The organism is Anabaena sp. WA102 (assembly GCF_001277295.1).
Classification (GTDB): Bacteria; Cyanobacteriota; Cyanobacteriia; order Cyanobacteriales; family Nostocaceae; genus Dolichospermum; species Dolichospermum heterosporum.
Genome location: NZ_CP011456.1, coordinates 2404153 through 2427973, shown reverse-complemented (window position 1 = coordinate 2427973; position 23821 = coordinate 2404153). Strand labels below are relative to the sequence as shown.

Here is a 23821-nt window from a genome sequence, read left to right as displayed (position 1 = left end):
CTAAAGTCCCATAGTATCGCAAAGTGGCATTAAAAATTAAAAATTATGTTGATTGAACTAAAAAAAGCAATTGCTCATTTAAATATCCCCGCAGATTGGGTAGGAATCAGAGCCGTAAAAACAACTTCTACAGATCATTCTGTCCGTGATGGTTTACCCCAAAGCAACGGTAAATCATTGAATATGGGAGCAATGATCGAAGTCATCGTTAATGGTTGTTTAGGTTATGCCGCTACCAACTCCTTACATATCTCCAGTTTACAAAAAGCTGCGGAAATCGCCTATAAACAAGCAATTGCAGCTAGTAAATGGTGGATATATCCAATTAGTGAAAATACCCGTCCTCAAGTCATTGGTGAATATAACTCACCATGTTTAGAACCATTTAACGCTATTACTCCCGGAGAAATCAACGATTTACTCATTCAGATTTGTCAGCAACTCAAAATTAGCGATAAAATCGTGCAAACCACAGCTACAGTCGGCACAGATCAAAAAGAAACTTGGTTTGTCAGTAGCAACGGTTCAGAAGTATATCAAAATATTTTATCTCTTAGTCATCATTTTGGGGCGATCGCTCAAGACGGTGCAATTGTCCAACAACGTAGCAACAACGGCGCTCACGCCAACTCTTATCAAGGAGGTTGGGAACTGTTTAAACACGATAACTTATGGCATCAAGTTCAAAAAGTTGGTGAACAAACATTAGAATTATTAACAGCAGAAGAATGTCCAAATACCCAAACTAATTTAGTTTTAGCACCAGATCAAATGATGCTACAAATTCATGAAAGTATCGGACATCCTTTAGAAATTGACCGCATTTTAGGAGACGAACGCAACTATGCCGGCGGTAGCTTTGTTACCAAAGATGATTTTGGTAAATTAGAATATGGTTCACCCCTTATGAATATCACCTTTGATCCTACAGTATCAGGTGAATTTGCCAGTTATGGTTTTGATGATACTGGTGCAGTAGCCAGCAAAGAATATGTAATTAAAAAAGGCATTTTACAACGTGGTTTAGGCAGTTTAGAAAGTCAAGCAAGAGCAGATTTACCCGGTGTTGCTTGTGCGCGAGCTTGTTCTTGGAATCGTCCCCCAATAGACAGAATGGCTAACTTAAATCTAGAACCAGGAAACGCCACCTTTGAAGAAATCATCTCAGGAATAGAACAGGGAATTTACATGGAATCTAACCGTTCTTGGTCAATAGATGATCAACGTTATAAATTTCAATTTGGTTGTGAATATGCCAAATTAATTGAAAACGGCAAACTTACCAAAACCCTGCGTAATCCTAACTATCGTGCCACCACACCAGAGTTTTGGCATAGTTTAATTCAAGTTGGAAATAACACTAATTGGCAAATTTACGGCACACCTTTCTGCGGTAAAGGAGAACCAAATCAAGCCATTTCTGTAGGACATGGTTCACCCGTTTGTGCATTTGCAAACGTCGAAGTTTTTGGTGGTGGTTAATGAATTTTCTGATTTAGGTTGTGGTGAGTTAAAGTAGGTTGGGTTAAGCGACAGCGCAACCCAACAAAAAGATTAAAGATTAATACATTATTATATTATTAATCTTGAATTAATGCTACAATCAACAAGTAACTACTTGATGCCATATCAATATAAATATCAACCTTTAGAACCCAATGAAAAAGGACATTTATGGAGTGAACAGTTAGGTTTATATTTAGGAATTCACCAAGGACTGTTAAGGTATTTTACCCCAGCAGGAGAGTTAGTTCCCACACCTGAAGAAACCGCAGAAAAAGAAGCGAGAAAATCAGAACGTTTAGCAGCAAAATTGCGGGAACTAAATATAAATCCTGATAGAATTTAATCCCGTTGCTAGGTTACTCTGTTGCTTAATCTAACAGGTTGTTTTAAACGTCTAAATTCAGATTAAGTAGGTGAACACAATAAAACCAAACTGTGTAAAGAAATGTAAAATCGCCTAAACCCTCTTCACTCTTGCCTCTTGCCTTTTGCCTTGCCATAACGACAATTTTCAACGCCAACCTACTTATGGTAAAATTAAAATATACTACTATACTTGTTACCTCTGAGAAGTATGAGCATCTACCCAGATTTTCAAGCACAAGGCTATGAGGTTATTAGAGAATTAGGACGCAACCGCGAAGGTGGTAGAATTACTTGGTTAGCAACAAATCTTAACACAAACCAACCAGAAGTAATCAAACAGTTTTGTTTTGCTCAAGCGGGTTCAAGTTGGTCTGGTTCAGAAGCCCACGCACGAGAAATACAGGTACTTAAAGGATTAAATCATCCTGGTATTCCCAGTTATTTGCAATATCTAATTATGTATTCGGCGTGGTGTGCGGCTGTATAACGTTTATTTACTGTCGAAATGAGGCTATGGCTGTGGGTGTGGGTTGGGGTGTGGGTTGCGCTATGGCTGTGGGTCGGGCTGTGACTGTGGGTGTGGGTTGGGCTGTGACTGTGGGTGTGGTTACGGCTATAAGTATGGTTATGGCTGTGACTTTGGCTGTGGACATGGCTAAAGAGGCTAAAAACTTGTTTACTAATATACTAATACTACTCATATTGAGTAGTATAGGATTGGGAATTAGTGTGGGAACGGGAATAATAATAGGCTTTAACTCATTTATTTTGTTAGCACTGACTGGAACAGGTTTAACGACACTTTTCATGCTGCTTTATCCACCCTTAAAAAGACGTAAATTAATTGCTAAATATCGTCAGTCTGAGGAATCTTTAATTAAGCCGTGAAAATATCAGTCATGTAGGTTGGGTTAAGCGACAACGCAACCCAACAAAAGATATAATAAAAATGTCTGAATCAGGATATCCAGGATTTAAGGATTTACAGAATAATGTCAGAATCAGGATATCCAGGATTAAAGGATTTACAGGATGAAGAGATTAAATATTTATTGTCTGAATCAGGATATCCAGGATTTAAGGATTTACAGGATGAAGAGATTAAATATTTTTAATGATCACCAAATTCTATTAATCTACCAATTCTGTCAATGATGATAACAAAGCCTGATAGCGTGGCGTATCCCAGGATATATGGAATTCAATTGTTTTCTGAATGAACTATCTTTGAGAAACACACAATTATTTAATTATTCAAATCATCAAAATCCAAATTCATACAAAAATCCTGTAAATCCTTTAATCCTGGATATCCTGATTCAGACAAAAATATTTAATTATTCAAATCATCAAAATCCAAATTCATACAAAAATCCTGTAAATCCTTTAATCCTGGATATCCTGATTCAGACAAAAATATTTAATTATTCAAATCATCAAAATCCAAATTCATACAAAAATCCTGTAAATCCTTTAATCCTGGATATCCTGATTCAGACAAAAATATTTAATTATTCAAATCATCAAAATCCAAATCCCAACAAAAATCCTGTAAATCCTTTAATCCTGGACATCCTGATTCAGACAAAAATATTTAATTATTCAAATCATCAAAATCCAAATTCATACAAAAATCCTGTAAATCCTTTAATCCTGGATATCCTGATTCAGACAAAAATATTTAATTATTCAAATCATCAAAATCCAAATCCCAACAAAAATCCTGTAAATCCTTTAATCCTGGACATCCTGATTCAGACAAAAATATTTAATTATTCAAATCATCAAAATCCAAATCCCAACAAAAATCCTGTAAATCCTTTAATCCTGGACATCCTGATTCAGACAAAAATATTTAATTATTCAAATCATCAAAGTCATGTAGGTTGGGTTAAGCAACAGCGCAACCCAACAAAAGAATAATATAATGTTGGGTTTTCTCAACCCAACCTACATAATGCTATAATCAACAAATAACTACTTGGTATCACATCATGATGATTACTCAAGAATTAGAATGTAAAGAAAACATCTCCCAAGATGTAATATTTCCCCCAAGTGATTTATATAGTGATGAACCAACTGTGGAAACAGAACTACATCTAGAGCAAATTATGCTCTTAATTAAATGTCTCAAATGGTTATGGAAAGATAGAAATGATTTCTATGCTGCGGGAAATCTCACCATTTACTATAGTCCTAATCAGAAAAAATCTGAATATTTCCGAGGTCCAGATTTCTTTGTTGTCTTGGGAACAGAACGCAAAACCCGGAAAAGTTGGGTTGTTTGGGAAGAAGATGGTAAATATCCTAATTTCATTTTAGAAATTCTCTCACCAACTACAGCTAATACAGATAGAGAATATAAAAAAGAACTTTATCAAAATACTTTTCGCACACCGGATTACTTTTGGTTCGACCCTTATACACTAGAATTTGCAGGTTTTCATTTAGTAGACGGAGAATATCAACCTTTAGAACAAAATCAGCAAGGACATTTGTGGAGTCGTCAGCTAGGTTTATATTTAGGAATTTATCAAGGACTATTACGGTATTTTACCCCAGCAGGAGAGCTAGTTCCCACACCTGAAGAAACCGCAGAACAGGAAACTAAAAGAGCAGAAAAAGAAGCGAGAAAATCAGAACGTTTAGCAGCAAAACTGCGGGAATTAAATATAGATCCTGATACAATTTAATCCAGTTGCTAATTTACTCTGTTGCTTAACCTGGGAGGTTGTTTTAAAAGTCTAGATTCATAATTTAAGCAGAATACTACCGAATTTATACAACAGATTAAACAAACAAAACACCCTTTAGTCATGTAGGTTCGGTTGCGCTGTCGCTTAACCCAACAAAAGAATAATATAATGTTGGGTTTTCTCAACCCAACCTACGTAATGCTATAATCAATAAATAACTACTTGGTATCATATCATGATGATTACTCAAGAATTAGAATGCAAAGAAAACATCTTCCCAGATGTAATATTTCCTCCTAGTGATTTATATAGTGATGAACCTCCCGTGGAAACAGAACTACATCTACGACAAATAATTTTACTTTTCAAATGTTTAGAATGGTTATGGAAAGGTAGAACAGATTTCTATGCTGCGGGAAATTTGACTATTTACTATAGTCCTAATCAAAAAAAATCACAATTTTTCCGAGGTCCTGATTTTTTCGTCGTCTTGGAAACTGAACGCAAAACTCGGAAAAGTTGGGTAGTGTGGGAAGAAGATGGTAAATATCCTAATTTCATTTTAGAAATTCTTTCACCAAGTACAGCTAATACTGATAGAGAATACAAAAAAGAACTTTATCAAAATACTTTCCGCACACCGGATTACTTTTGGTTTGACCCTTATACACTAGAATTTGCAGGTTTTCATTTAGTAGATAATAAATATCAACCTTTAGAACCCAATGAAAAAGGACATTTATGGAGTCAACAGTTAGGTTTATACTTAGGAATTAACCAAGGACTATTAAGGTATTTTACCCCAGCAGGAGAGTTAGTTCCTACACCGGAAGAAACCGCAGAAGAGGAGACTAAAAAAACAGCAATACAAATGCAAAGAGCCGAAATAGAAGCCCAAAGAGCAAAAATAGAAACCCAAAGAGCCGAATGGGAAGCTAGAAGAGCAGAACGTTTAGCCGCAAAATTGCGAGAATTAAATATTGATCCAGATACAATTTAAACCATGAAACTTGAAGAATTATCAACTTTAGAAAAAACTTTTAATCAACTCATCGAAACTCTGCTGAATAAAAAAGCAGAACATGAACATTTCACCGTCAGACTTAGCAGCGAAAGCAGTCAATTTACCCGCTTTAATTCTGCGAAAGTGAGACAAACAGGTTGTGTTCATGATGGTTCGATTCAATTGACCTTAATGGCTAATCAACGCAGTAGTTCTCGTCAGTTTCCCTTGACTGGAAATTGGGACGTAGATTGGGAATTAGCATCCACCGCTTTACAAGAATTACGTGATGAATTACCATTATTACCAATTGATCCTTATTTGGTTTTACCATCAGGAAATAATAGCAGTCGAGAAATTAATACTGGTAAATTATTAACTCCAGAAATATTAGTTCCCAGTATCCTCGAAACTGTGACTAATTTAGATTTTACGGGAATGTATGCTGGAGGAATTGTTATCAGAGGTTATGGTGATTCTAGCGGACAAAAACACTGGTTTGTGACTGATTCATTTAACTTAGATTATTCCTTATTTATGGCATCAGGACAAGCTGTAAAAGGAACTTTTGCCGGAAGTGAATGGAATGAAGCTGCTTATTTAGCTAAAATAAATGATGGGAAACAGCAAATAGAAATGCTATCTCGTCCAGTTAAAGAATTACCCAAAGGACAATATAAAACTTATTTTGCTCCGGCTGCGGTGGCTGAATTATTGGGTATGCTTTCCTGGGGTGCTATCAGTGAAGCTGATATTCAACAAGGTAATAGTGCTTTAGCTGCTTTATCACGTCAAGAAAAACAACTTTCCCCAAAATTCACATTAAAAGAAAATTTTCAAAGTGGTTTAGTTCCCAGATTTAATAATTTGGGAGAAATAGCTGCACCGGAATTAACATTAATTGAAAAAGGGATTTTAATTAATAGCTTAGTTAATTCTCGCACTGCGAAGGAATATAATAAACCTGCTAATGGTGCGAATGGTTCAGAAACATTACGTTCTCCAGAAATCAGCCTTGGTAATTTGGCTTTTGAGCAGATTTTACCCAGTTTAGATACAGGATTATATGTTTCTAATTTACATTATTTGAATTGGAGCGATCGCCCATCTGGCAGAATTACAGGAATGACTCGTTATGCGTGCTTTTGGGTAGAAAACGGCGAAATCATTGCCCCCATAGCCAACCTGCGCTTTGATGAAAGTCTCTATCGTTTTTGGGGTGCAGAAAATCTCGTTGATTTAACCAACTTCCAAGAATTTATTCCCGAAGTCGGAACTTACGGAAGCCGACAATTAGGAGGAAGTTTAGTTCCCGGTATGTTGGTAAACAATTTCACCTATACATTATAAACCTTCAACATTTTACCGCTTATTGGGTAGTTGGTAGCGATAGCGTCTCGTATCCCTTACGGGACAGAAGGAATTAAAGATAGCACGACCTAGCGATCGCAGCAATTCTCATTTTGAGAATGTGATATTATCCTAATAAAACCATTGCATTCAAGCTGGAGAGCCAAATGGCAAAACCAAAAAATATACCGCCAGAAATAGAAATTACTGATGAGCAAAAACAAGCTGCGGAAATGGAAATTCGGGAAAAACAGAAAGTAGTTGACTATGACACCAAAGAATACCCAGTAGAGGTACTAGTCAAGAAATATACAGAGGGATTAGAGGATGACACCAGTGAGTTGTATATACCAGACTATCAACGACACATGATTTGGGAAGAAGCTCGACAGTCAAAGTTTATTGAATCTATTATGCTAGAACTCCCAATTCCATATATCTTTGTTGCTGATTTGCGACCGAAAGATTATGATATTGATGATTTAGCTCGGCTAGAAATTGTTGATGGTACTCAACGTATTCGTACTTTACGTAGATTTATTAATAATGAGCTAAAGCTATCTGGACTAGAAAAATTGACACAACTCAATAACTTCAAATTCAAAGATTTACCCCTTGCAAGACAAAGACGCTTCAATCGAGCTAATCTTCGCATGATTGTATTGACTGATAAAGCCGATGAAGAAACACGGAGAGACTTATTTGAACGCATCAACACAGGTAGTGTGCCATTGAATGACATGGAGATACGTAGAGGTGTATCCCCTGGTCCGTTTGTTAAAATTCTTGAAGAATTAGCTAAATATCCTAAATTCGATCAACTATGCCCATTATCAGATGCTGCTAAACTTAAACGAGAACGAGAGGAATTTGTGTTACGTTTTTTTGCATATCTAAATAATTATAAGAATTTTGGTCATCGAGTTGATCTGTTTCTGGATGAATATCTAAAAGAACATAATAACAATGAAATAAACAAAGAGGAAATGAAAAATGAATTTTATAGAATGTTAGATTTTGTCGAAAAATATATACCAAATGGATTTACCAAGGGAACAGGTCATGTCAGAACACCAAGAATTAGATTTGAAGCTATTTCTGTAGGTGTTGCACTTGCTTTGAGAGAGAACAGTGATTTGGTACCAAAATCAATGAAATGGTTAGATTCACAAGAGTTTAAAACACATACTACCTCGGACTCAAGTAATTCCAAACCTAAAGTAATTGCTCGTATTGAATATGTTCGTGATCAAATTTTGAAATAATTTACTATGCAAACGGTGATTTTAGACTTCAATACCCGTGTTGAAGAGGTGAATAAATACTTCAACTTTCTGAAAGAATTAACTGCGGAAAATACTAAGTTAACAGTATTAGAAGAGAACGGAGATCAGACAGTTAAGCCTATTGATCCTGAACTAGTAATAACTCTCAAAGCTAATGGTTTTTTACTTCTCTATAATTTAGTAGAATCAACTATGCGTAATGCTATAGAAGCTATTTTTGAGGAGCTAAAGAGCAGGAGAGTTTCTTTTGATTCTGTTAGAATCGAAGTTAAGAAGATAGTGCTTTATAATTTTAAGAATCGATCTCCTGATGATGTTCATTCTAGAATAACGGATATTTCTACTGATATTATTAAAGCAGGGTTTAATAGGAGAAAATTATTTTCAGGTAATGTTAATAGAGATAAAATTGCAAAAACAGCAAGGGAATATGGATTTTCTTGCCATACTGACTATACTAAAACAAAGCATGGTGAAAATTTAGATGCTGTTATGGAAAAAAGGAATGATTTAGCACATGGTAATAAATCATTTGCAAGTGTTGGTAGAACTGTGACAATTGGAGATATTGTACAGATTAAAGACGAAGTGGTAGAATATCTTAGACAGATATTGATAAACATTGAAAATTATTTAGATAACCAAGAGTATTTACATTCGGACAATAGATAAATTTGACATATTTATTGGAGATGCTCCAAAATACTCCTCCCTATAACTTCTCCCAATTTAACAGGAACAGCATTACCAATTAATCTTCCTATAGAAATAGCTGCTAAATTTTCATGAGGAGCTATGAATTGGTAATTTGCTGGAAAAGTTTGTAGTAATGCTGCTTCTCTCAATGTAATAGCTCTATCTTGTTCAGGATGTCCAAATCTACCATTACCAAAGCCAAAACATTGTGTTGTGATAGTGGGTCCAGGTTTGTCCCATTCCATGCGACCATATACACTAGAATAACTTTTACCAGTCTTTTTTGTATGACATTTAGCAATTAATTCTGGAGGCCAATCTCGCCAAGTTCCTCCAGGTTTTGAAGCCCGAATACGTTTAAGATTAAGGTTAGACAATTTGCTGCATAAATGGAGTTTATCAGTTTTAGATTGTTCACCCGCAGCTAGTGGTTCTAAATATGCAATAGTTTTTCTAACCGTTTCGTATCTTTCTTTATTATGAGTTTGTGGAATTAAATTGATTTTACCAAATTTTGAAGCAAGTAAAACTAAACGTCTTCGAGATTGAGGGATTCCGTAATTTAGACAATTAACTTCATAAGGCTCGATATAATACTTTGAATTTGCTAAATTCTCAATAAATTCCTGAAAAACTGCATGATATTTTAACTGAAGCACATTTTCCATAGAAATGATATCTGGTTCAGATTCTTTGACTAAACGGACAAAATCTTGTAAAAGTTTCCATTTAGATTGTTTGTCATTATAACGTCTTGAATAATTAGAGAATGGTTGACAAGGCGCACATCCTGCTAAGATTTTTATACTGCTTCCAGAAAAATGCTCTGCTAAATCAGAACCGCTAAGATTCTCTATATCTTGTAATATAAACTTCGCTTTGTTATTATGTTCATAAGGAAACTTACAGGCAGGATCAATATCATACCCAACTTTTACCGGAAGACCTGCTTGCTCAAATCCATGAGTTAGTCCTCCAGCACCACAAAATAAATCCACAGTAGCAATACTGACAGTCATTTCTCTCCTATTTTTGAGATATATAGCCCAACTAGTTAGACTAGCGCATTTCTCCTATTACTACAAGATGGTGGACAGTCGGCATATATTTATTTTTATGTTATCTAGTGGTGAACTAATAAAAAAGATATTGCAGACGGGAAATAAAAAATTAGCCCAAAAAGTGATCACTCCTCCTATTCTACTACGATAAGCTAAGAGGCAAGCGTGCGATCGCTCTTTAAAATCCCGGAGATTTTTACATGGTTTCTACAGAAATTCTCAATAGCTTACACACTCTCAGTCGTGCAGATAAACTGTACATCATGCAGGTTTTGATATCTGAACTAGCTCAAGAAGAAACTAACTTAATTAAACCTGATCAATCTTATCCAGTTTGGTCACCTTATGATGCCTTTGAGGCTGCAAATACCATGTTAGAAGTCTTGCAAGCAGCTAAATCTCAAAACAATGACTAATCCTGAAATATATCCTTTTATTACCGTTAATTCTGAGTTAGGTGAAGCTGGATTTCGTCCATATTTTCCGCTAAAAATAACATATCAAAAACTCTCACTACAAACTTATGCTTTATTTGACAATTCACATTGCCTATAGTTTGAAAATAAAAATATTTATATGAAACTACACTCCTTGGAAATAAAAAACTTTCGTGCTATTAACGATATCTCTTTAGATTTTACCGATTTACTTAGTCGTCCTCGACCTATAAATTTAATTGTTGGTCCTAATGGTTCTGGGAAAACTTCCATTTTAGATGCCATTCATGTTGTAGTTAAAGTCTTTGAAAATCCAAAAACTCCATCCTTAAGAGAAGGTTTAGAATATAATGTGCAACAATTAGTTAGATGTAGAGGAAATATAGCTCAAATTGCATTTGAATATTCTATTGAAAGAGATGAAGCTGAAGCTATTAATGATGTTTATTCATCACTTGAATTAGACCAAAACTTTGATTTATCAAACCCAGTTCCACCTTTAGAAAGTCCAGCAAAAGTTATTTGGTATTATCCAAATAGAAAACTAAATACAAAGAATTTATGTGATTATGATATTTCACCTGGAAATTCTATTAAAGTTTTAGGTGCAAGAGGTAGAGCTTCTCAGGCAATATCTAAAAATCGTCAAACTTCACAAATATTTGATAGAATTGGCGGAGTTTGCTATTTAGATCAAAGACGTACTGTAAGATTATTTAAGAGTTTTAATAAACAAAATCAGGAAGATCAAAATGCACATAGCGATGTTTTATTATGGTTAAATCAATATTACCGTAAAGATTTAACATGGAACGAGGAAAAATATGGTGAATCGTATTGGAAAAGAGTTCAAAGATTATTTAATAAAATTTGTTTTCCTTCAGAATTAATAGGTTTAGAGTCAGGTCCCGATTCTGATACTGTGATTCTCAAAAGAAAGAGTGTAGAATATGATTTATTACAAATGAGTTCAGGAGAACATCAAATTTTAAGAATTTTAGTTGGTTTAGCAGCAGATACCGCTAAAAATTCTATTGTTCTTATTGACGAAGTTGAACTACATTTACATCCTGCTTGGCAAAAAAGATTAATTCAAGTTTTACGAAAGGATGAATCAAATAATCAATATATTTTCACCACCCATTCTCCAACTGTGGCAGAAATGTTTTATGATTCGGAAATTATTAATTTGGGTGAGTTGGAAGAAAAATAATGAAAATAGAGAACGATTTGCCTTTCGTTATTACATATTTTACAGTATTTTTCATCCTGTAAATCCTTAAATCCTGGAAATCCTGATATGGCTTGCGCCACGCTTCGCTATCAGACAAAAAGTCAAAAAGTCCCTATCAACTAGAACCCGTGTATGTAATCATTGTGGGTTCAAGATAGAGACTTAAAAATGAGATTGTCAAAGACTACTCAAAAATCTAACCTAACAACTCAATGTTAGAAAAGATGAAATCTTGAATAGAAATACGTTCTGCGATTTCCGTGCGGATTTCCCGACGGTTGAGAATGTAGTAATTTCCTACCTTTTCATATTCATCAGTAAAATCGCTTTTACCGCCCTTTTGAGCGCCAGTTTCGGGGTCATGATAAACAGAATTGTAGGTGTGAGAAAGATATCCTTCTCCAGTATCGTGACTGCTGAAAGTGTCAATAGTCACAAAAGTACCGTGAATTAAACGGTGAACGTGGCAAACTTCATTGTTACGCACTTTGTACTTATCTCCTTCCGACTTTCCACCAACAAAAAGTTCTACTGCACCGGTTGCGTCAGTGCTACCATATCTAAAAGTATTTGCGCCGTGAGTTTGTTCAAACGCCCGACGGACGCGGTGAACGGCGATTTCCCAAGCTTGTCCGTGAATGGCTTTTTTAGCAGCTTCGTCTTCCACATTCAGAACTTCTGCCTTCATATTGGCATCAATCCGCACTTGACCTTTGATCACTTGGTCATCATACTTATAAGTAATATCTGCGGTATAGCCAGGGAAATTTTCATCCCAAGTATAACGGTTTTGATAGGCAGCCTGAAAAAGTTCTTGGGCTGAGATTTGAGTAACTGTCATCGTGCTTGTCCTCTGGTTACAAGTTAAAATAGCTTTTTATCGTTGCTGGTATTAGCATAGAGGTAATTATCGAGGTTCGCATAGACCCCAAATGGGTACACTTATGGCTAAAACTCTCCACGCCATTTTCCAAGCGATCGCCAATGTCCAAAATGAGCAAGAATTAAAACTAGCTCTCATGGATACCATTGGCGACCATTTTGCAGTACAACATTGGGGTATTGATCTCCTAGATGACCAATTAGATACTCAAATTGAAATTCCCGAAATTCCCGCTGTCTGCTTAGAAGCTAACCCTATTGGGCGCTATGTTGTTGAACGTCACGCCCCCACCCATGAGCAATTAATTTTATCCCCGGAAGACTGGAAAAACTATTGCACTCGTCACGAACACGTAATGACTGGTCCTATAGTTTGTAATGGTCAATTAGTGGGGACTTTAAACTTTGCTCGTGACCCCGGAAGTCAGCCTTTTGATAGTAATGATTTAGCTGATTTAAGTGCAGTTTGTTTACATTTGTCGGCGAAAATGGCCACACTCCAAGCACAACCAAAAACCTTTGCATCTGCTGGTAATTGTCCCCTGACAGCGCGGGAATTAGAAATTGCCAGATTAGTAGCCCAAGGTTTAACTAATGGGGAAATAGCCGTTAAATTATGGATTACTCAAAATTCTGTCAAGCAAGCTTTAAAAAGGATGTTCCGTAAATTAGACGTTTCCACTCGTGCGGAAATGGTAGCAAAACTACAAGATAGATTAGTTTCCTCATAGCTATAAAAAAATGATAGAGCATAGATCCCCGACTTCTTTAAGAAATCGGGGATCTGAGTATTCAAATATATTACTCTTTGGATACAGTTAATATCAAAATCTTTTGTTAATGTATAAACAAATACGATTATATTCTGATAATTGTCGGTTGGTTTCAGCGACAGCAACCCAACCAAGGTTTAAAATGTTGGGTTTCCCGGCATTAACCCAAACTACGGAATTATTATGCACAAATTATTAACTGGAGCTTTGAGTACAGAAAAATTGACAGTAAAAATCCCCAACTTACCTCTATCACTAGCAGGATTAAAGCTGGTACAAATGTCAGATTTTCACTATGATAATGGTCTATTATCAGAAAAAATGTTAACAGAAGCAATTGCCGTTAGTAATGCCGCAAAACCAGATTTAGTTATTTTAACTGGCGACTACGTTAACACAATCGCTAAACCAATTCACCAACTAGCATCACGACTAAAAAATCTAGAAAGTCGCTATGGTGTCTATGCTATCCTTGGCAATCATGATATTTATTATCCCAATTCAAAATTAGAAATTACAAATGCTTTAACCAATGTGGGGATTAATGTACTTTGGAATCAAATTGCTTACCCCTTGGGAGAAAAATTACCTTTAGTGGGATTAGCGGATTTTTATTCACGAGAATTTAATCCAGAAGCAATTATGAATCAACTCGATTCGACTACACCTCGGATTGTCTTATCTCATCACCCAGATACAGCCGAAATCCTCAAAAAATGGCGAGTAGATTTACAATTATCCGGTCATAGTCACGGTGGACAAATTGTAATTCCTGGTCGGGGACCCGCTATGATTTACTATGCAAAAATAATCAAAAAAATCCCCAAAAAAATTCTTCGTAAATTACCATTTTTACGGAAAACCCATTCTATATTACGCCACTGGCAATGGTCACAGGGTTTACATCAAGTGGGAAATAATCAATTATATGTAAATCGAGGCTTAGGAACTTATTTCCCCGGACGGTTATTTTGTCCACCAGAGGTTACTATTATTACCTTAGAAGTCTCCCCGTAAATATAGAATATTTAACCGCAGATAAACGCAGATAAACGCAGATGAAGACGGATGAATAATTTCTTCCTTTGCTTCTTTGCCCCTACCCTGTGGGATCTCTCAGCGAGATTGCGCGAAACAAAAACAGGCGTTGGTGAATGAAAGTATGAGTTAGTCTCACGCAAAGGCGCCAAGGCGCAAAGGCGCAAAGATTAAGAGTTTCAGAAAGGGAATTTTTGATTTTCATACCTCAATTCAGCAATACCCAAAAACAATATAGTAGAATAGAAAATTAGCATCAAATTGTGATTTCTTATGTCTGCTACGCCGTTTGTATCTCAGCTAGATTCTCCTAACTCCACTAAATCTGAACTTCTTCCCCCTCTCCTTGGTGCTTCCGTGACGGAGTTAACTGCTTGGGTACAGCAGCAGGGACAACCCGGTTATCGGGGTAAGCAATTGCATGATTGGATCTATAATAAGAGTGTGCGATCGCTCGCTGATATTTCTGTATTTCCGAAAAATTGGCGTTTGGAAGTTGCAGATATTCCCATAGGTCGTTCTTCTCTACATTACCGTTCTGTTGCCCCCGATGATACCGTCAAATATCTCCTCAAATTGACTGACGGGGAAATTGTGGAAACGGTAGGTATTCCCAGTGATAAACGGTTAACAGTCTGCGTTTCTACTCAAGTCGGCTGTCCAATGGCTTGTGATTTCTGTGCGACTGGGAAAGGTGGCTATAAGCGTAATCTTACCCGTGCGGAAATTGTTGATCAAGTCCTGACTGTCCAAGAAGATTTTCAAGAACGGGTGAGTAATGTGGTATTCATGGGCATGGGTGAACCATTGTTGAATACGGAAAATGTGATTTCAGCGATTAAATCTATTAATCAAGATATGGGAATTGGGGCGCGATCGCTTACACTATCTACTGTAGGCATCCGCGATCGCATTTTGCAAGTCGCTGCACACCAACTGCAAATTACCCTCGCTGTCAGCCTCCACGCACCCAACCAAGCATTACGGGAACAACTCATTCCCAGTGCTAAACCCTACCCCATAGAAGACTTACTTGCAGAATGTCGAGAATACGTAGAAATAACTGGACGCAGAGTTACCTTTGAATACATACTTCTCGCTGGAGTCAACGACTTACCCGAACACGCCTTAGAACTATCAAAACGTCTGCGAGGATTTCAAAGTCACGTTAACTTAATCCCCTACAATCCCATAGAAGAAGTAGATTACAAAAGACCAACCCGCGACCGAATCGAAGCCTTTGTCAACGTTCTTCAACAACAAAATACCGCCGTCAGTGTCCGTTATTCTCGCGGTTTAGAAGCCGATGCTGCTTGTGGACAATTAAGAACAACAAAAAGGTAATTTGTCAATAAAATTGTCAATTATTTCCTAGCATAAATTCCTGGTGCATAAGCCTCAATCACCTTACCCGTGCGAGTGCAAGTGATCATCAAATAATCGCAACTAGGACATTGTGTTCTGGTAACTTGACTATCAGCAATATAGTGACGTTCAGCCGCACTACCGCAATTTGGGCAATGAATCTTTTGTGATGCTTGCATTTTAAAACCCCTGAAATTAATAACTTTTGAGAAAAAGCGAAAAAACTGTTTAATTATTGTGAATGTAAAAAAGTTGATATCTTTGGTCATTATCTTAAACTTGATAGTTTTTATCATCATGCCTCAGATATATAAATTTACTTTAGATCTAACTTTTCTTAGATTAGCCGTGATCCCTATGGTGTAATCCGTGAGATAGTCTTGTTTATTTTTTCATTCAAGCGTTACCAGATAGGAAAAACTGTAATCAAAGTCACAAAATCAATAGTTTTATATTTAATTAATATTTGCACAGACAAGACACCCCTCCCACAAGTCATACAATTATTGTGAGCTAAGTTTCTAGCCCGTCCATTTAGTATTTATAGTGACATACTAGGAAAATATATTAAGTAGGTGGGCGGAGGAAAATCAAAATATATAAATCGCTCAATTTTCCAGACTTGATATTACTTCTAACTTCTTCTAAATCCTCCTGATAGCGCAGCGTGGCGTTAGCCATACTCCTGAATGGGCGCAGGCCCTGCGCCCCTACCTCCTGATAGCGTTTACGTAGTGTGCCGAAGGCATAGCCGTTAGCCATACTTCTAGCCCTCACAGATAACTTTTATGGCTTACGCCACGCTACGCTATCAGCAAACCTTAACGGAACACCAAAAAATAAATTACCCAATTTTGTGGGATGGGCATCCTGCCCGTCCTTGATGATTAGCCGGCTTTTCGTCCCGCACCACAAGAAATTTTTGGGTATTTTTTTAATTGGAAGTCCCTTATTGTGTTCACCTACTTAGTCCGTTTCAACGGACTTGAGCTATGAGACAGGGAATTTATTCCCTGGCGGTTGTGGAAGGCAACAGATAAGCCGTTTTCAGTATAATTGTATCCACCTGCTTAACCATGAATAAAAAAGTAAGTAGTCATCCCAAAAGCCACCACTATCACAAATTTCCTCACCAAATTAGGTTCTAGTCTGCGGGCAAAATGAGCGCATAAATAACCACCCAGAGAACCACCAACCGCCATTATAATAACTTGATGCCAAGCAATCAAATTAGCGAACATAAAGGGAATAATAGCCACACCATTAATGCAACTACCTAATAAAGTTTTAAAAGCATTAATAGAGTGAATATTTTTAATCCCTAAAAAGGTTAAAGTTGCCAACATTAAAATGCCTACACCCGCACCAAAAAAACCACCATATATAGAGATTGCTAATTGAGAAATTAGGAGAATCAATAAAGGTGGCGGTGCAGAAATATCATTTTTACTCTGAAGTTGCAGCCAGCTTTTTAGAGATTCACTGAATGTAAATATTAATGTTGCTGATAGTAATAAATAGGGCAGCATCTTTTTAAACACATCCGGTGATGTATATAACAAAGCTACAGAACCAATCACACCACCAACTAAACTTGTGCCGGCTAGTAATAATAATTGTCTTTTTTCAATATTCAAATCTTGACGATATGCCCTTGCACTAGCGATCGCTGCTATCCACAAAGCAGTATTATTTGTAGCATTAGCGGTAATTGGTGCGACACCCGTAAATATTAGGGTAGGAAATGTAATGAAACTACCACCACCCGCGACAGCATTGAGTCCACCGGCAATGAACGCGGTGCTGAACAGAAGTAAGCTATGGATTAAAGTTAAATCTTGCGGCATTTTCTGTAATTAATAAACCTAGTTATACCGTTAAATACCTTTCTAAATGTAATATCAAAAATAAAATCAAATAATGTTGTTTTTTGCCTCAACCCAAGGGATAAAAATAAGCTGTGCTGGATTTAATTTGGATTATTTTGTATACTTTTTGCGGGCATATTGCCCGCAATACATATTTTTACTGATGAGATTCTAACCAGTTGAATAAATCCTCAATAGCTGTAAAATCTAGCAATGCTTCACCGAGGGATTCTAACTGATTTAAAGAAAGAGTTTGAATTTTTTTCCTAATTTCTTCCGGTAAATTTCCTACCCGTTTTTGTAGTAGTCGAACCACAAGATTTTGCTCACCTTCCTGTTTACCTTCTGCTATTCCTCTCTCGTAGCCAATGCGCTCACCTGTAGTAATATAAGTCATAGTTCGCTCCTGTTCAAATTGTTTAAAATCTTGCCAAAACTCTGCTTCTAATGCCTTTGGTAAAATCATAACCCAGTCTATAAAACGGTAAAGGTTACGAATATCCTTTTCTTGCAATCCTTGTTCATACAATCGGCGAATTAAGCTAAATTTCCAGGTTTTGCGTTCTTGTGGTTTTTTACGGGTTTGTTGTGTTCTTAAATGTGCCATTACCACCGTTGCAAAAGGATTATCACTGGCTTCTAATTCTGTCCAACGGTTTTGGTAATCTAGCAATTTGACTGTACCAAATTCAAAGTTTAACCTGGTATCAGGATAATTATAATTGTATTGGTTTGGTCGCCATTTGGGATCTGCATCACATAAAATAGCAAGACTAATGGCAGGTTTGCCAAAACGGTCAAAAATTCGTAGGTTGTAAGAGAACATCCTTTCAGGAAAGAGTTCTTCAGATTTTGCCTGAATTTCTATATGTATCAACAGCCAAATTTCTCCTCCTTGGTGTTGCCACACTTTGACTAATTTATCCGCATATCTTCTTCCTTGTTCAGCGTTGCGAGCTATTTGTTGAAATTCTTTATCTAGAAATTCGTGGGGTATTTCCCAGTTAATTAATGCGGCTGTTTGCGGGAAGAAAAATTGCATTGCTTGGGGAAAGTATGCTTCTAATATTTCTTTCCAGGGACTGTCTTGGTCGGCTCTTTTGCGTTCTTTGGTCATGTGTTATTTAGTAATAATGGTTTTACCGCTTTCCTTGTGATCAAACATCCTGATTAGGTATCCATAACCATTGCTGTATATGGTTTTGATTCAAATTAATCTGCGATCGCAAAGCGCGACCTAGTAGTTCGTCAAATTTATTTTGACGGGTAATGATCGGAAAAAACTTCTGTTCTTCCCTCCCCTGCTTGCCTTCACCTGTCATTTTCGGGTTAACAGACTACTAGTAATCGCCTATTTTTGAGAAAATTAAACCCTAAAATCCAATCAGAGCCATAGTTTAAGCCATATTTTACCGAAAATATCATCAAGGGAGGGGTAGAACCAATTTTTGGTTCTTCGGTTATTTTTATGGAAAACCTGGTTCAAAATCATTGAAAGCCTTATTGTGTAGGCATTTCATTGAAAATATGGAAACAATTGTTTATAACCCTTGTCCCGTAAGGGTTTTGTTATCATCAATCCTCAATCACCATAAAAGAGACGCAAGAGCCCAATTTTTTTAATCCAAAATCTAAAATCTAAAATTCCTGGTCAAAAGTCAAAACGAAGAGGGTATAGGTTTTTGGGATGTTGTACCCCCCGTAATATTTTATATTAAGGAATAGGCACAGATCGTAATAACCGTTCAACTATAGTTTTCGCATTGCGTCCCCCTTTAGGAATCAGACGATGACAAAGAACGTGCGGTGCGAGAAACTTAACATCATCAGGAAGAGCATATTCCCTACCTAAAATAAAAGCCAAAGCTTGAGCGGCTTTTTGTAAAGCTACAGTACCACGAGGACTAACACCAAGAGTGATTTCTTCATCCTGTCTAGTAGTCCGCACCAATTCTAAAATGTATTGTTGCAAAGATGCTTCTACCTTGACTTGGGAACAAGCTTGGCGTAATGCTTGGACTTCTTCTAAAGTAATACAAGGCTGTAAATCAGCAACCTTTAAACCAGCTTGCAGATTTTGCAGCATTTGCATTTCTTCAGATTCCGAAGGATAACCCAAACTTAAAGACAGCATAAATCTGTCCATTTGCGCTTCTGGGAGGGGAAACGTCCCTTGGTACTCAATGGGGTTTTGGGTAGCAATTACAAAGAATGGCTGAGGAACTAGACGGGAAACACCATCAACTGTGACTTGATGTTCTTCCATTACTTCCAGTAAAGCTGACTGGGTACGGGGTGTAGCGCGGTTAATTTCATCCGCTAGGAGGACGTTAGCAAATACAGGACCTTGTAGAAATGTAAATTCCCCAGTTTTAGGATTCCAAATATTTGTGCCGGTGATATCTGTAGGGAGTAAGTCAGGGGTACATTGTAACCGTTGAAATTTACCATCTACAGAACGAGCTAGAGATTTGGCTAAAAGGGTTTTACCGACACCAGGGACATCTTCTAATAAAGCATGACCACCACCCAGTACAGCTACTATCACTAAGCGTATAGCTTCATGTTTACCAACGATGGTATGAGCCAAATTTTGTGTTAAAGCGTCAATTTTTTCTCTCATGTAGTACCTGGGGGAAATGTAGAAGGTTTACTTCTGAGTTTGGACTAAAAACTTGTTTAATAGTTTAGCCTTTCCTACAGTATTCCCACGTAACAATCCCAATCCAGCATGAGAATTAAAAATTTCTTAAGTTGCTAAACCACCAACGCAAGGAGAAAAAATCAGAAAACAGCTTTTTGGAAATGGGTTTACTTTTAAATATATTATTCAATCACAGATTTTATTGTTTATTTCAAAAAGTTCAAAACCATACTCTTCTAAAAAATCTTTCGCAAATGCTATCCAGCTTGAATTAAATCTTGGGTAAAATTCAGGAGTACAAACATAAGCTTCTAAATTTAAATCCGCGTAATTTCCATTTAATTTCTTATCAAATAAATCAATAGTATTAGTTAATTGTTTAATAGCTTTATCGCGGTTTGCATCTACTTTTCTTAAACTCGTTGCATTTAATTTGAACTCTACAAAACAAAAATCATTTTCATCAAAAAATACAAAATCGCAATGGGAATCACCAAATCCTAAAAGTCCTTTTTTGCCGTCAATAGGAATAAAACCAACCATTTTAGCATTGATTACATTAAATAATTTAGTGATATCAAAACCATTTTCAACCGTGTCAACACCATTTAGTTTAATAGTAAATGTGTCATCATCTGAATTTATATTGATAATAATAAAAGACTGTCCTTGATAGTCTATGATGGAAAATTCCGATCTCACTTCAATTTCCAGAACATCGGGAAAATTATCAAAAGTATTTGATAGAAGTTCTTTAATATCCCCAAATTTACTCATTTTCTTTTGAAAGTTTTAGCGTGAATACTATACAAGGCTTGAAAATCACCACCCAAAATTTCCGAAACTATATCTAAATAATTTTGTTGAATAGTACCTTTTTCTTGATTAAAGATAGGTTCGCAATAATTAGTATCCTCACTAACAGATTGATTTCCCAAAGAATAAGCAGAAAAATCTTTAGCACTTAACCAGGAATCTTGGGGAATTATTTGTGCTACTTCTGATTCTGTTGACGGATTTTTTTCAACTACTCTATTTGCGAAGAGTAAATTATTAAAAACTGTGAGAACATAGGGACTATGGGTGGTTATAATTAGTTGGTTATCATCATTATGATTCACCATTAAAGCCAATAACTCAATCAATTGCTTTTGAGCAATAGGAAATAAATGTGCTTCTGGTTCTTCTATTATTCTTAATACCTTTACATCATCAAGAATGTTAATAAAAATATCTTGTAATATCCTAATAGATTCTTGCTGTCCTGATGAAGTATTAGAAAGCTGAACATATTCTTCTATTTCTTTTTTAAATACAATTTTCTCTCCCCAATTATCAATACGATATTCTCCCTTCAGTATTTCATTAATCTTATTTTTGATCAGATATAATTTTTGTTTTGTATTTTCGTCTTCTTCATACTTAATTAGTCCTTCAAAATTTCCGAATTTTCTTAAAAAATCCTTTACCTTTACAAATTTTTCCATAAATTTTAGCATTAATGTTTCATCTATAGTTTGTGAACTACGTTCATAGTTACCAGTCGCAATATTTTGTTTTAAACTACTTTGAATACTTTCCGATAAATATCTTTCAAAGAAATCAGAATAACCTACTGTTGCACTTCTTCCTGCAATTATAAATAATGAATCTGATTGGTTACTTTCAAATAATTCATTCAATAGTGTATTAAGCTGTTGAGCATATATTATTTTCCTTTCGTTATTAAGTAATTGTTCAATAGTCTTGTTACGTTTAACACTATTCTTAAGATTTAAATATTCCTGCCTAAGCTCCCCAAATTCAAGCTTAATATTACTTACATAAGTTTCAAATTTTTCATTTATAAGATTATCTATAGATATGTTCATTTTTTTATCTTTATCATTACTTAGGTTCAAAAATTTATTTTTATCGCAATTATAATAAAATATTATTTCAAAACTAGGTAAATTATTTGTAGGTCCAAAAAAATTATAAAATTTTTGTTGAATGGGAGATATAAAATCAGAATCAATATCAAAATAATCTTTCTGTGTATCCTGATAGATTTGGCTAAATAAATCATCCCTTAGTGATTTAAAAAAATAAATTAATTTAGCAATAGTGCTTTTACCACTAGCTTGTTCACCAATCAAAACTAATATTTTCTTGACTTCAATTTCTGCATATTTAATTGGACCGAAGTTTTCGATGATTATTTTTTGCATAGGTAAATGTGATTTTTTGATGATTATACAATAAATGTACCATAATAGAAATACTTTTTGGGAGATGTAACCTCCCATGATATTTCATATTACAGAAGTAGTTTTTCTTGTGTAGATGGGCTTTTTACCTTTCTCATTACAGCAGTTTTAATGTATTTATACCACACTCTTATTTTTATATTACTTTCTTCCTTTGCGACTTTGCGCCTTTGCGTGAGACTTTAAAATGTGGTTTATTTACCCAAAATCACTGTAATGTTTAGATTACCATTGAAAATCCTCCCATCATTAACAGCTAAAAATTTCTTGAGCTGCTGTACAATCAAGTTGAATTTGGTTTTTCAGCGCTTCTAAGGAAGGAAATTTCTGTTCGGGACGCAAAAATTTGACTAGTTGTACTAGCAAATTTTTTCCATACAAATCACCAGACCAATTTAATAAATGTACTTCTACACAGGTATCTATACCATTAACTGTGGGACGGTTGCCAATATTCATAACTCCAAAATGCTGAGTGGGAGATTTGTCTGGAGTTTCGTGGATAATCGCCTCAATAGCGTAAACACCATGACGGGGTAAAAATTTGTCTTTTGGTAGTTGAATGTTGGCGGTAGGAAAACCGATAGTTCTCCCTAATTTTTGACCTGTTACTACTTCACCTATGAGAGTGTAAGGTCTTCCCAAAAGCCGATTTGCTTTGGGAATATCACCTACTTCCAAACTTTCTCGGATTAATGAGGTGCTGATGCGAGCATCATCTGTTGCTGGCGAAATATCTGTATCAGTTTTTATAGGAACTATTGTTACGGGTATGTTGTATTTCGCTGCGATCGCTTGCAAGTCTTGAGCAGTACCCATCCGTTTTTTGCCGAAACAAAAGTCTTGTCCCACGCTAATTTGTTGACATTGCAGTTGTTGAACTAGGATTTTATCAACAAATTCTTCGGGAGAAAGGGCAGATAGTTCTCTATCAAAGGGTAATAATACCAATTGTTCTACTCCAAGCGATCGCAATTGTGCAACTTTTTCATCTAGTGGTGTTAACAAATCACGGGGAAGTCCAGTAAAAAACTCTTGGGGATGGGGATCAAATGTAACAACTGTTGAGTAGGGGCGGACTGAATTCTCCTCACCCCATGCTGACTGCAATACTGGCTGAATCACTCTTTGATGACCAAGATGAACACCATCAAATTTGCCAAGAGCAACAGCAGTTGGTGTCAGCAGTTCTTCTGTCGAAGAAGCAACCCGTACAGAACACCCATTTTGAGACAAATTTAACACTTGGATTTTGGGATTTTAGGTTTATTTTCGCTATCAGCGTTTAGCTACTGTTGAACCTTTGGTTCAGCCATTTATAACGATGTTGACGCTCTCGCGCTGTTAGATATCTAATCACCAAT

At 36.0% G+C, this 23821-nt stretch carries 26 protein-coding genes and 1 pseudogene; 16 read left to right on the top strand and 11 right to left on the bottom strand.

Annotation, left to right across the window (positions count from 1 at the left end):
* Positions 1-45: 45 nt before the first annotated feature.
* From AA650_RS10520 to AA650_RS10475, 11 genes and pseudogenes are all read left to right on the top strand, one after another.
* On the top strand, positions 46-1482 hold the full coding sequence (locus AA650_RS10520) for a TldD/PmbA family protein (protein WP_053538983.1): 1437 nt from the start codon (positions 46-48) through the stop codon (positions 1480-1482).
* A 154-nt stretch (positions 1483-1636) separates the two neighbouring features.
* Positions 1637-1849, top strand: a pseudogene (locus AA650_RS10515) (Uma2 family endonuclease); the annotation flags it as partial.
* A gap of 231 nt (positions 1850-2080) precedes the next feature.
* Positions 2081-2359 (top strand): hypothetical protein, encoded by a 279-nt coding sequence (locus tag AA650_RS10510; protein WP_053538981.1) that lies wholly within the window; start codon positions 2081-2083, stop codon positions 2357-2359.
* A 26-nt stretch (positions 2360-2385) separates the two neighbouring features.
* On the top strand, positions 2386-2760 hold the full coding sequence (locus AA650_RS10505) for a hypothetical protein (protein ID WP_053538980.1): 375 nt from the start codon (positions 2386-2388) through the stop codon (positions 2758-2760).
* Positions 2761-2864: 104 nt separating this feature from the next.
* The gene (locus AA650_RS29090; protein WP_257720902.1) at positions 2865-2987 is read left to right on the top strand and encodes a hypothetical protein; all 123 of its coding nucleotides are present in this window, start codon (positions 2865-2867) and stop codon (positions 2985-2987) included.
* A 79-nt stretch (positions 2988-3066) separates the two neighbouring features.
* A complete protein-coding gene (locus tag AA650_RS10500; protein ID WP_053538979.1) occupies positions 3067-3795 on the top strand; it encodes a hypothetical protein in 729 nt (242 codons plus the stop codon).
* Between the two features lie 71 nt (positions 3796-3866).
* On the top strand, positions 3867-4568 hold the full coding sequence (locus AA650_RS10495) for a Uma2 family endonuclease (protein ID WP_053538978.1): 702 nt from the start codon (positions 3867-3869) through the stop codon (positions 4566-4568).
* Between the two features lie 238 nt (positions 4569-4806).
* Positions 4807-5571, top strand: a complete 765-nt coding sequence (locus AA650_RS10490) for a Uma2 family endonuclease (protein WP_053538977.1) — start codon at positions 4807-4809, stop codon at positions 5569-5571.
* A 3-nt stretch (positions 5572-5574) separates the two neighbouring features.
* Positions 5575-6924, top strand: a complete 1350-nt coding sequence (locus AA650_RS10485; RefSeq protein ID WP_053538976.1) for a TldD/PmbA family protein — start codon at positions 5575-5577, stop codon at positions 6922-6924.
* Between the two features lie 167 nt (positions 6925-7091).
* Positions 7092-8189: a DUF262 domain-containing protein gene (locus AA650_RS10480; protein ID WP_199924422.1), complete on the top strand. Its 1098-nt coding sequence runs from the start codon at positions 7092-7094 to the stop codon at positions 8187-8189.
* A 6-nt stretch (positions 8190-8195) separates the two neighbouring features.
* A complete protein-coding gene (locus AA650_RS10475; protein WP_053538975.1) occupies positions 8196-8882 on the top strand; it encodes an MAE_28990/MAE_18760 family HEPN-like nuclease in 687 nt (228 codons plus the stop codon).
* A gap of 11 nt (positions 8883-8893) precedes the next feature.
* On the opposite strand, the gene AA650_RS10470 is transcribed toward AA650_RS10475, so the two are convergent.
* Positions 8894-9925: a DNA cytosine methyltransferase gene (locus tag AA650_RS10470; RefSeq protein WP_053538974.1), complete on the bottom strand. Its 1032-nt coding sequence runs from the start codon at positions 9923-9925 to the stop codon at positions 8894-8896.
* A gap of 242 nt (positions 9926-10167) precedes the next feature.
* Between AA650_RS10470 and AA650_RS10465 the strand changes: the two genes are divergently transcribed.
* On the top strand, positions 10168-10383 hold the full coding sequence (locus AA650_RS10465) for a hypothetical protein (protein WP_053538973.1): 216 nt from the start codon (positions 10168-10170) through the stop codon (positions 10381-10383).
* 160 nt (positions 10384-10543) lie between these two features.
* Positions 10544-11617, top strand: coding sequence for an AAA family ATPase (locus tag AA650_RS10460; RefSeq protein ID WP_053538972.1), 1074 nt, complete (start codon positions 10544-10546; stop codon positions 11615-11617).
* Positions 11618-11834: 217 nt separating this feature from the next.
* Here AA650_RS10460 and AA650_RS10455 read toward each other — a convergent pair whose 3' ends face one another.
* Positions 11835-12479, bottom strand: coding sequence for a DUF3386 domain-containing protein (locus AA650_RS10455; protein WP_053538971.1), 645 nt, complete (start codon positions 12477-12479; stop codon positions 11835-11837).
* 103 nt (positions 12480-12582) lie between these two features.
* Here AA650_RS10455 and AA650_RS10450 point away from each other — a divergent pair, with 103 nt between their 5' ends.
* The 3 genes from AA650_RS10450 (at position 12583) to rlmN (ending at position 15675) form a co-directional block, all read left to right on the top strand.
* Positions 12583-13251: a helix-turn-helix transcriptional regulator gene (locus AA650_RS10450; RefSeq protein ID WP_053541250.1), complete on the top strand. Its 669-nt coding sequence runs from the start codon at positions 12583-12585 to the stop codon at positions 13249-13251.
* A 225-nt stretch (positions 13252-13476) separates the two neighbouring features.
* Positions 13477-14310, top strand: coding sequence for a metallophosphoesterase (locus tag AA650_RS10445; protein WP_053538970.1), 834 nt, complete (start codon positions 13477-13479; stop codon positions 14308-14310).
* Positions 14311-14604: 294 nt separating this feature from the next.
* A complete protein-coding gene (gene rlmN / locus AA650_RS10440) occupies positions 14605-15675 on the top strand; it encodes a 23S rRNA (adenine(2503)-C(2))-methyltransferase RlmN (protein WP_053538969.1) in 1071 nt (356 codons plus the stop codon).
* A 20-nt stretch (positions 15676-15695) separates the two neighbouring features.
* On the opposite strand, the gene AA650_RS10435 is transcribed toward rlmN, so the two are convergent.
* The 9 genes from AA650_RS10435 to AA650_RS10405 all read right to left on the bottom strand — a co-directional run bounded on the left by AA650_RS10435 (position 15696) and on the right by AA650_RS10405 (position 23702).
* Positions 15696-15875 (bottom strand): hypothetical protein, encoded by a 180-nt coding sequence (locus tag AA650_RS10435; protein WP_053541249.1) that lies wholly within the window; start codon positions 15873-15875, stop codon positions 15696-15698.
* 388 nt (positions 15876-16263) lie between these two features.
* A complete protein-coding gene (locus AA650_RS27820) occupies positions 16264-16473 on the bottom strand; it encodes a hypothetical protein (RefSeq protein ID WP_199924421.1) in 210 nt (69 codons plus the stop codon).
* A 293-nt stretch (positions 16474-16766) separates the two neighbouring features.
* On the bottom strand, positions 16767-17543 hold the full coding sequence (locus AA650_RS10430; protein WP_053538968.1) for a sulfite exporter TauE/SafE family protein: 777 nt from the start codon (positions 17541-17543) through the stop codon (positions 16767-16769).
* Positions 17544-17721: 178 nt separating this feature from the next.
* Complete coding sequence (locus tag AA650_RS10425) at positions 17722-18681, bottom strand: DUF4351 domain-containing protein (protein WP_053538967.1); 960 nt, start codon at positions 18679-18681, stop codon at positions 17722-17724.
* A 40-nt stretch (positions 18682-18721) separates the two neighbouring features.
* A complete protein-coding gene (locus tag AA650_RS27815) occupies positions 18722-18886 on the bottom strand; it encodes a hypothetical protein (protein WP_160289983.1) in 165 nt (54 codons plus the stop codon).
* Between the two features lie 392 nt (positions 18887-19278).
* Positions 19279-20187 (bottom strand): AAA family ATPase, encoded by a 909-nt coding sequence (locus AA650_RS10420; RefSeq protein ID WP_039201934.1) that lies wholly within the window; start codon positions 20185-20187, stop codon positions 19279-19281.
* 207 nt (positions 20188-20394) lie between these two features.
* Positions 20395-20985 carry a hypothetical protein gene (locus tag AA650_RS10415; protein ID WP_039202138.1) on the bottom strand — a complete coding sequence of 197 codons (591 nt, stop codon included), beginning with the start codon at positions 20983-20985 and terminating at the stop codon, positions 20395-20397.
* Positions 20982-22418: an AAA family ATPase gene (locus AA650_RS10410; protein WP_053541248.1), complete on the bottom strand. Its 1437-nt coding sequence runs from the start codon at positions 22416-22418 to the stop codon at positions 20982-20984. The genes AA650_RS10415 and AA650_RS10410 overlap by 4 nt, the downstream gene beginning before the upstream one ends.
* 288 nt (positions 22419-22706) lie before the next feature.
* Entirely contained in the window at positions 22707-23702 is a 996-nt protein-coding gene (locus AA650_RS10405) for a bifunctional riboflavin kinase/FAD synthetase (protein ID WP_053538966.1), read from the bottom strand.
* Positions 23703-23821: the final 119 nt, after the last annotated feature.

Bases quoted from the DNA above. Each gene is read 5' to 3' on its own strand.
- AA650_RS10415 (WP_039202138.1), bottom strand. From the start codon at position 20,985: ATGAGTAAATTTGGGGATATTAAAGAACTTCTATCAAATACTTTTGAT.
- AA650_RS10410 (WP_053541248.1), bottom strand. From the start codon at position 22,418: ATGCAAAAAATAATCATCGAAAACTTCGGTCCAATTAAATATGCAGAA.
- AA650_RS10455 (WP_053538971.1), bottom strand. From the start codon at position 12,479: ATGACAGTTACTCAAATCTCAGCCCAAGAACTTTTTCAGGCTGCCTAT.
- AA650_RS10510 (WP_053538981.1), top strand. From the start codon at position 2,081: ATGAGCATCTACCCAGATTTTCAAGCACAAGGCTATGAGGTTATTAGA.
- AA650_RS10460 (WP_053538972.1), top strand. From the start codon at position 10,544: ATGAAACTACACTCCTTGGAAATAAAAAACTTTCGTGCTATTAACGAT.
- AA650_RS10425 (WP_053538967.1), bottom strand. From the start codon at position 18,681: ATGACCAAAGAACGCAAAAGAGCCGACCAAGACAGTCCCTGGAAAGAA.
- AA650_RS10500 (WP_053538979.1), top strand. From the start codon at position 3,067: ATGGAATTCAATTGTTTTCTGAATGAACTATCTTTGAGAAACACACAA.
- AA650_RS10445 (WP_053538970.1), top strand. From the start codon at position 13,477: ATGCACAAATTATTAACTGGAGCTTTGAGTACAGAAAAATTGACAGTA.
- AA650_RS10430 (WP_053538968.1), bottom strand. From the start codon at position 17,543: ATGCCGCAAGATTTAACTTTAATCCATAGCTTACTTCTGTTCAGCACC.
- AA650_RS10505 (WP_053538980.1), top strand. From the start codon at position 2,386: ATGGCTGTGGGTGTGGGTTGGGGTGTGGGTTGCGCTATGGCTGTGGGT.
- AA650_RS10435 (WP_053541249.1), bottom strand. From the start codon at position 15,875: ATGCAAGCATCACAAAAGATTCATTGCCCAAATTGCGGTAGTGCGGCT.
- AA650_RS10465 (WP_053538973.1), top strand. From the start codon at position 10,168: ATGGTTTCTACAGAAATTCTCAATAGCTTACACACTCTCAGTCGTGCA.
- AA650_RS10520 (WP_053538983.1), top strand. From the start codon at position 46: ATGTTGATTGAACTAAAAAAAGCAATTGCTCATTTAAATATCCCCGCA.
- rlmN (WP_053538969.1), top strand. From the start codon at position 14,605: ATGTCTGCTACGCCGTTTGTATCTCAGCTAGATTCTCCTAACTCCACT.
- AA650_RS27815 (WP_160289983.1), bottom strand. From the start codon at position 18,886: ATGACAGGTGAAGGCAAGCAGGGGAGGGAAGAACAGAAGTTTTTTCCG.
- AA650_RS10475 (WP_053538975.1), top strand. From the start codon at position 8,196: ATGCAAACGGTGATTTTAGACTTCAATACCCGTGTTGAAGAGGTGAAT.
- AA650_RS10450 (WP_053541250.1), top strand. From the start codon at position 12,583: ATGGCTAAAACTCTCCACGCCATTTTCCAAGCGATCGCCAATGTCCAA.
- AA650_RS10490 (WP_053538977.1), top strand. From the start codon at position 4,807: ATGATGATTACTCAAGAATTAGAATGCAAAGAAAACATCTTCCCAGAT.
- AA650_RS29090 (WP_257720902.1), top strand. From the start codon at position 2,865: ATGTCAGAATCAGGATATCCAGGATTAAAGGATTTACAGGATGAAGAG.
- AA650_RS10480 (WP_199924422.1), top strand. From the start codon at position 7,092: ATGGCAAAACCAAAAAATATACCGCCAGAAATAGAAATTACTGATGAG.
- AA650_RS10420 (WP_039201934.1), bottom strand. From the start codon at position 20,187: ATGAGAGAAAAAATTGACGCTTTAACACAAAATTTGGCTCATACCATC.
- AA650_RS10495 (WP_053538978.1), top strand. From the start codon at position 3,867: ATGATGATTACTCAAGAATTAGAATGTAAAGAAAACATCTCCCAAGAT.
- AA650_RS10485 (WP_053538976.1), top strand. From the start codon at position 5,575: ATGAAACTTGAAGAATTATCAACTTTAGAAAAAACTTTTAATCAACTC.
- AA650_RS10470 (WP_053538974.1), bottom strand. From the start codon at position 9,925: ATGACTGTCAGTATTGCTACTGTGGATTTATTTTGTGGTGCTGGAGGA.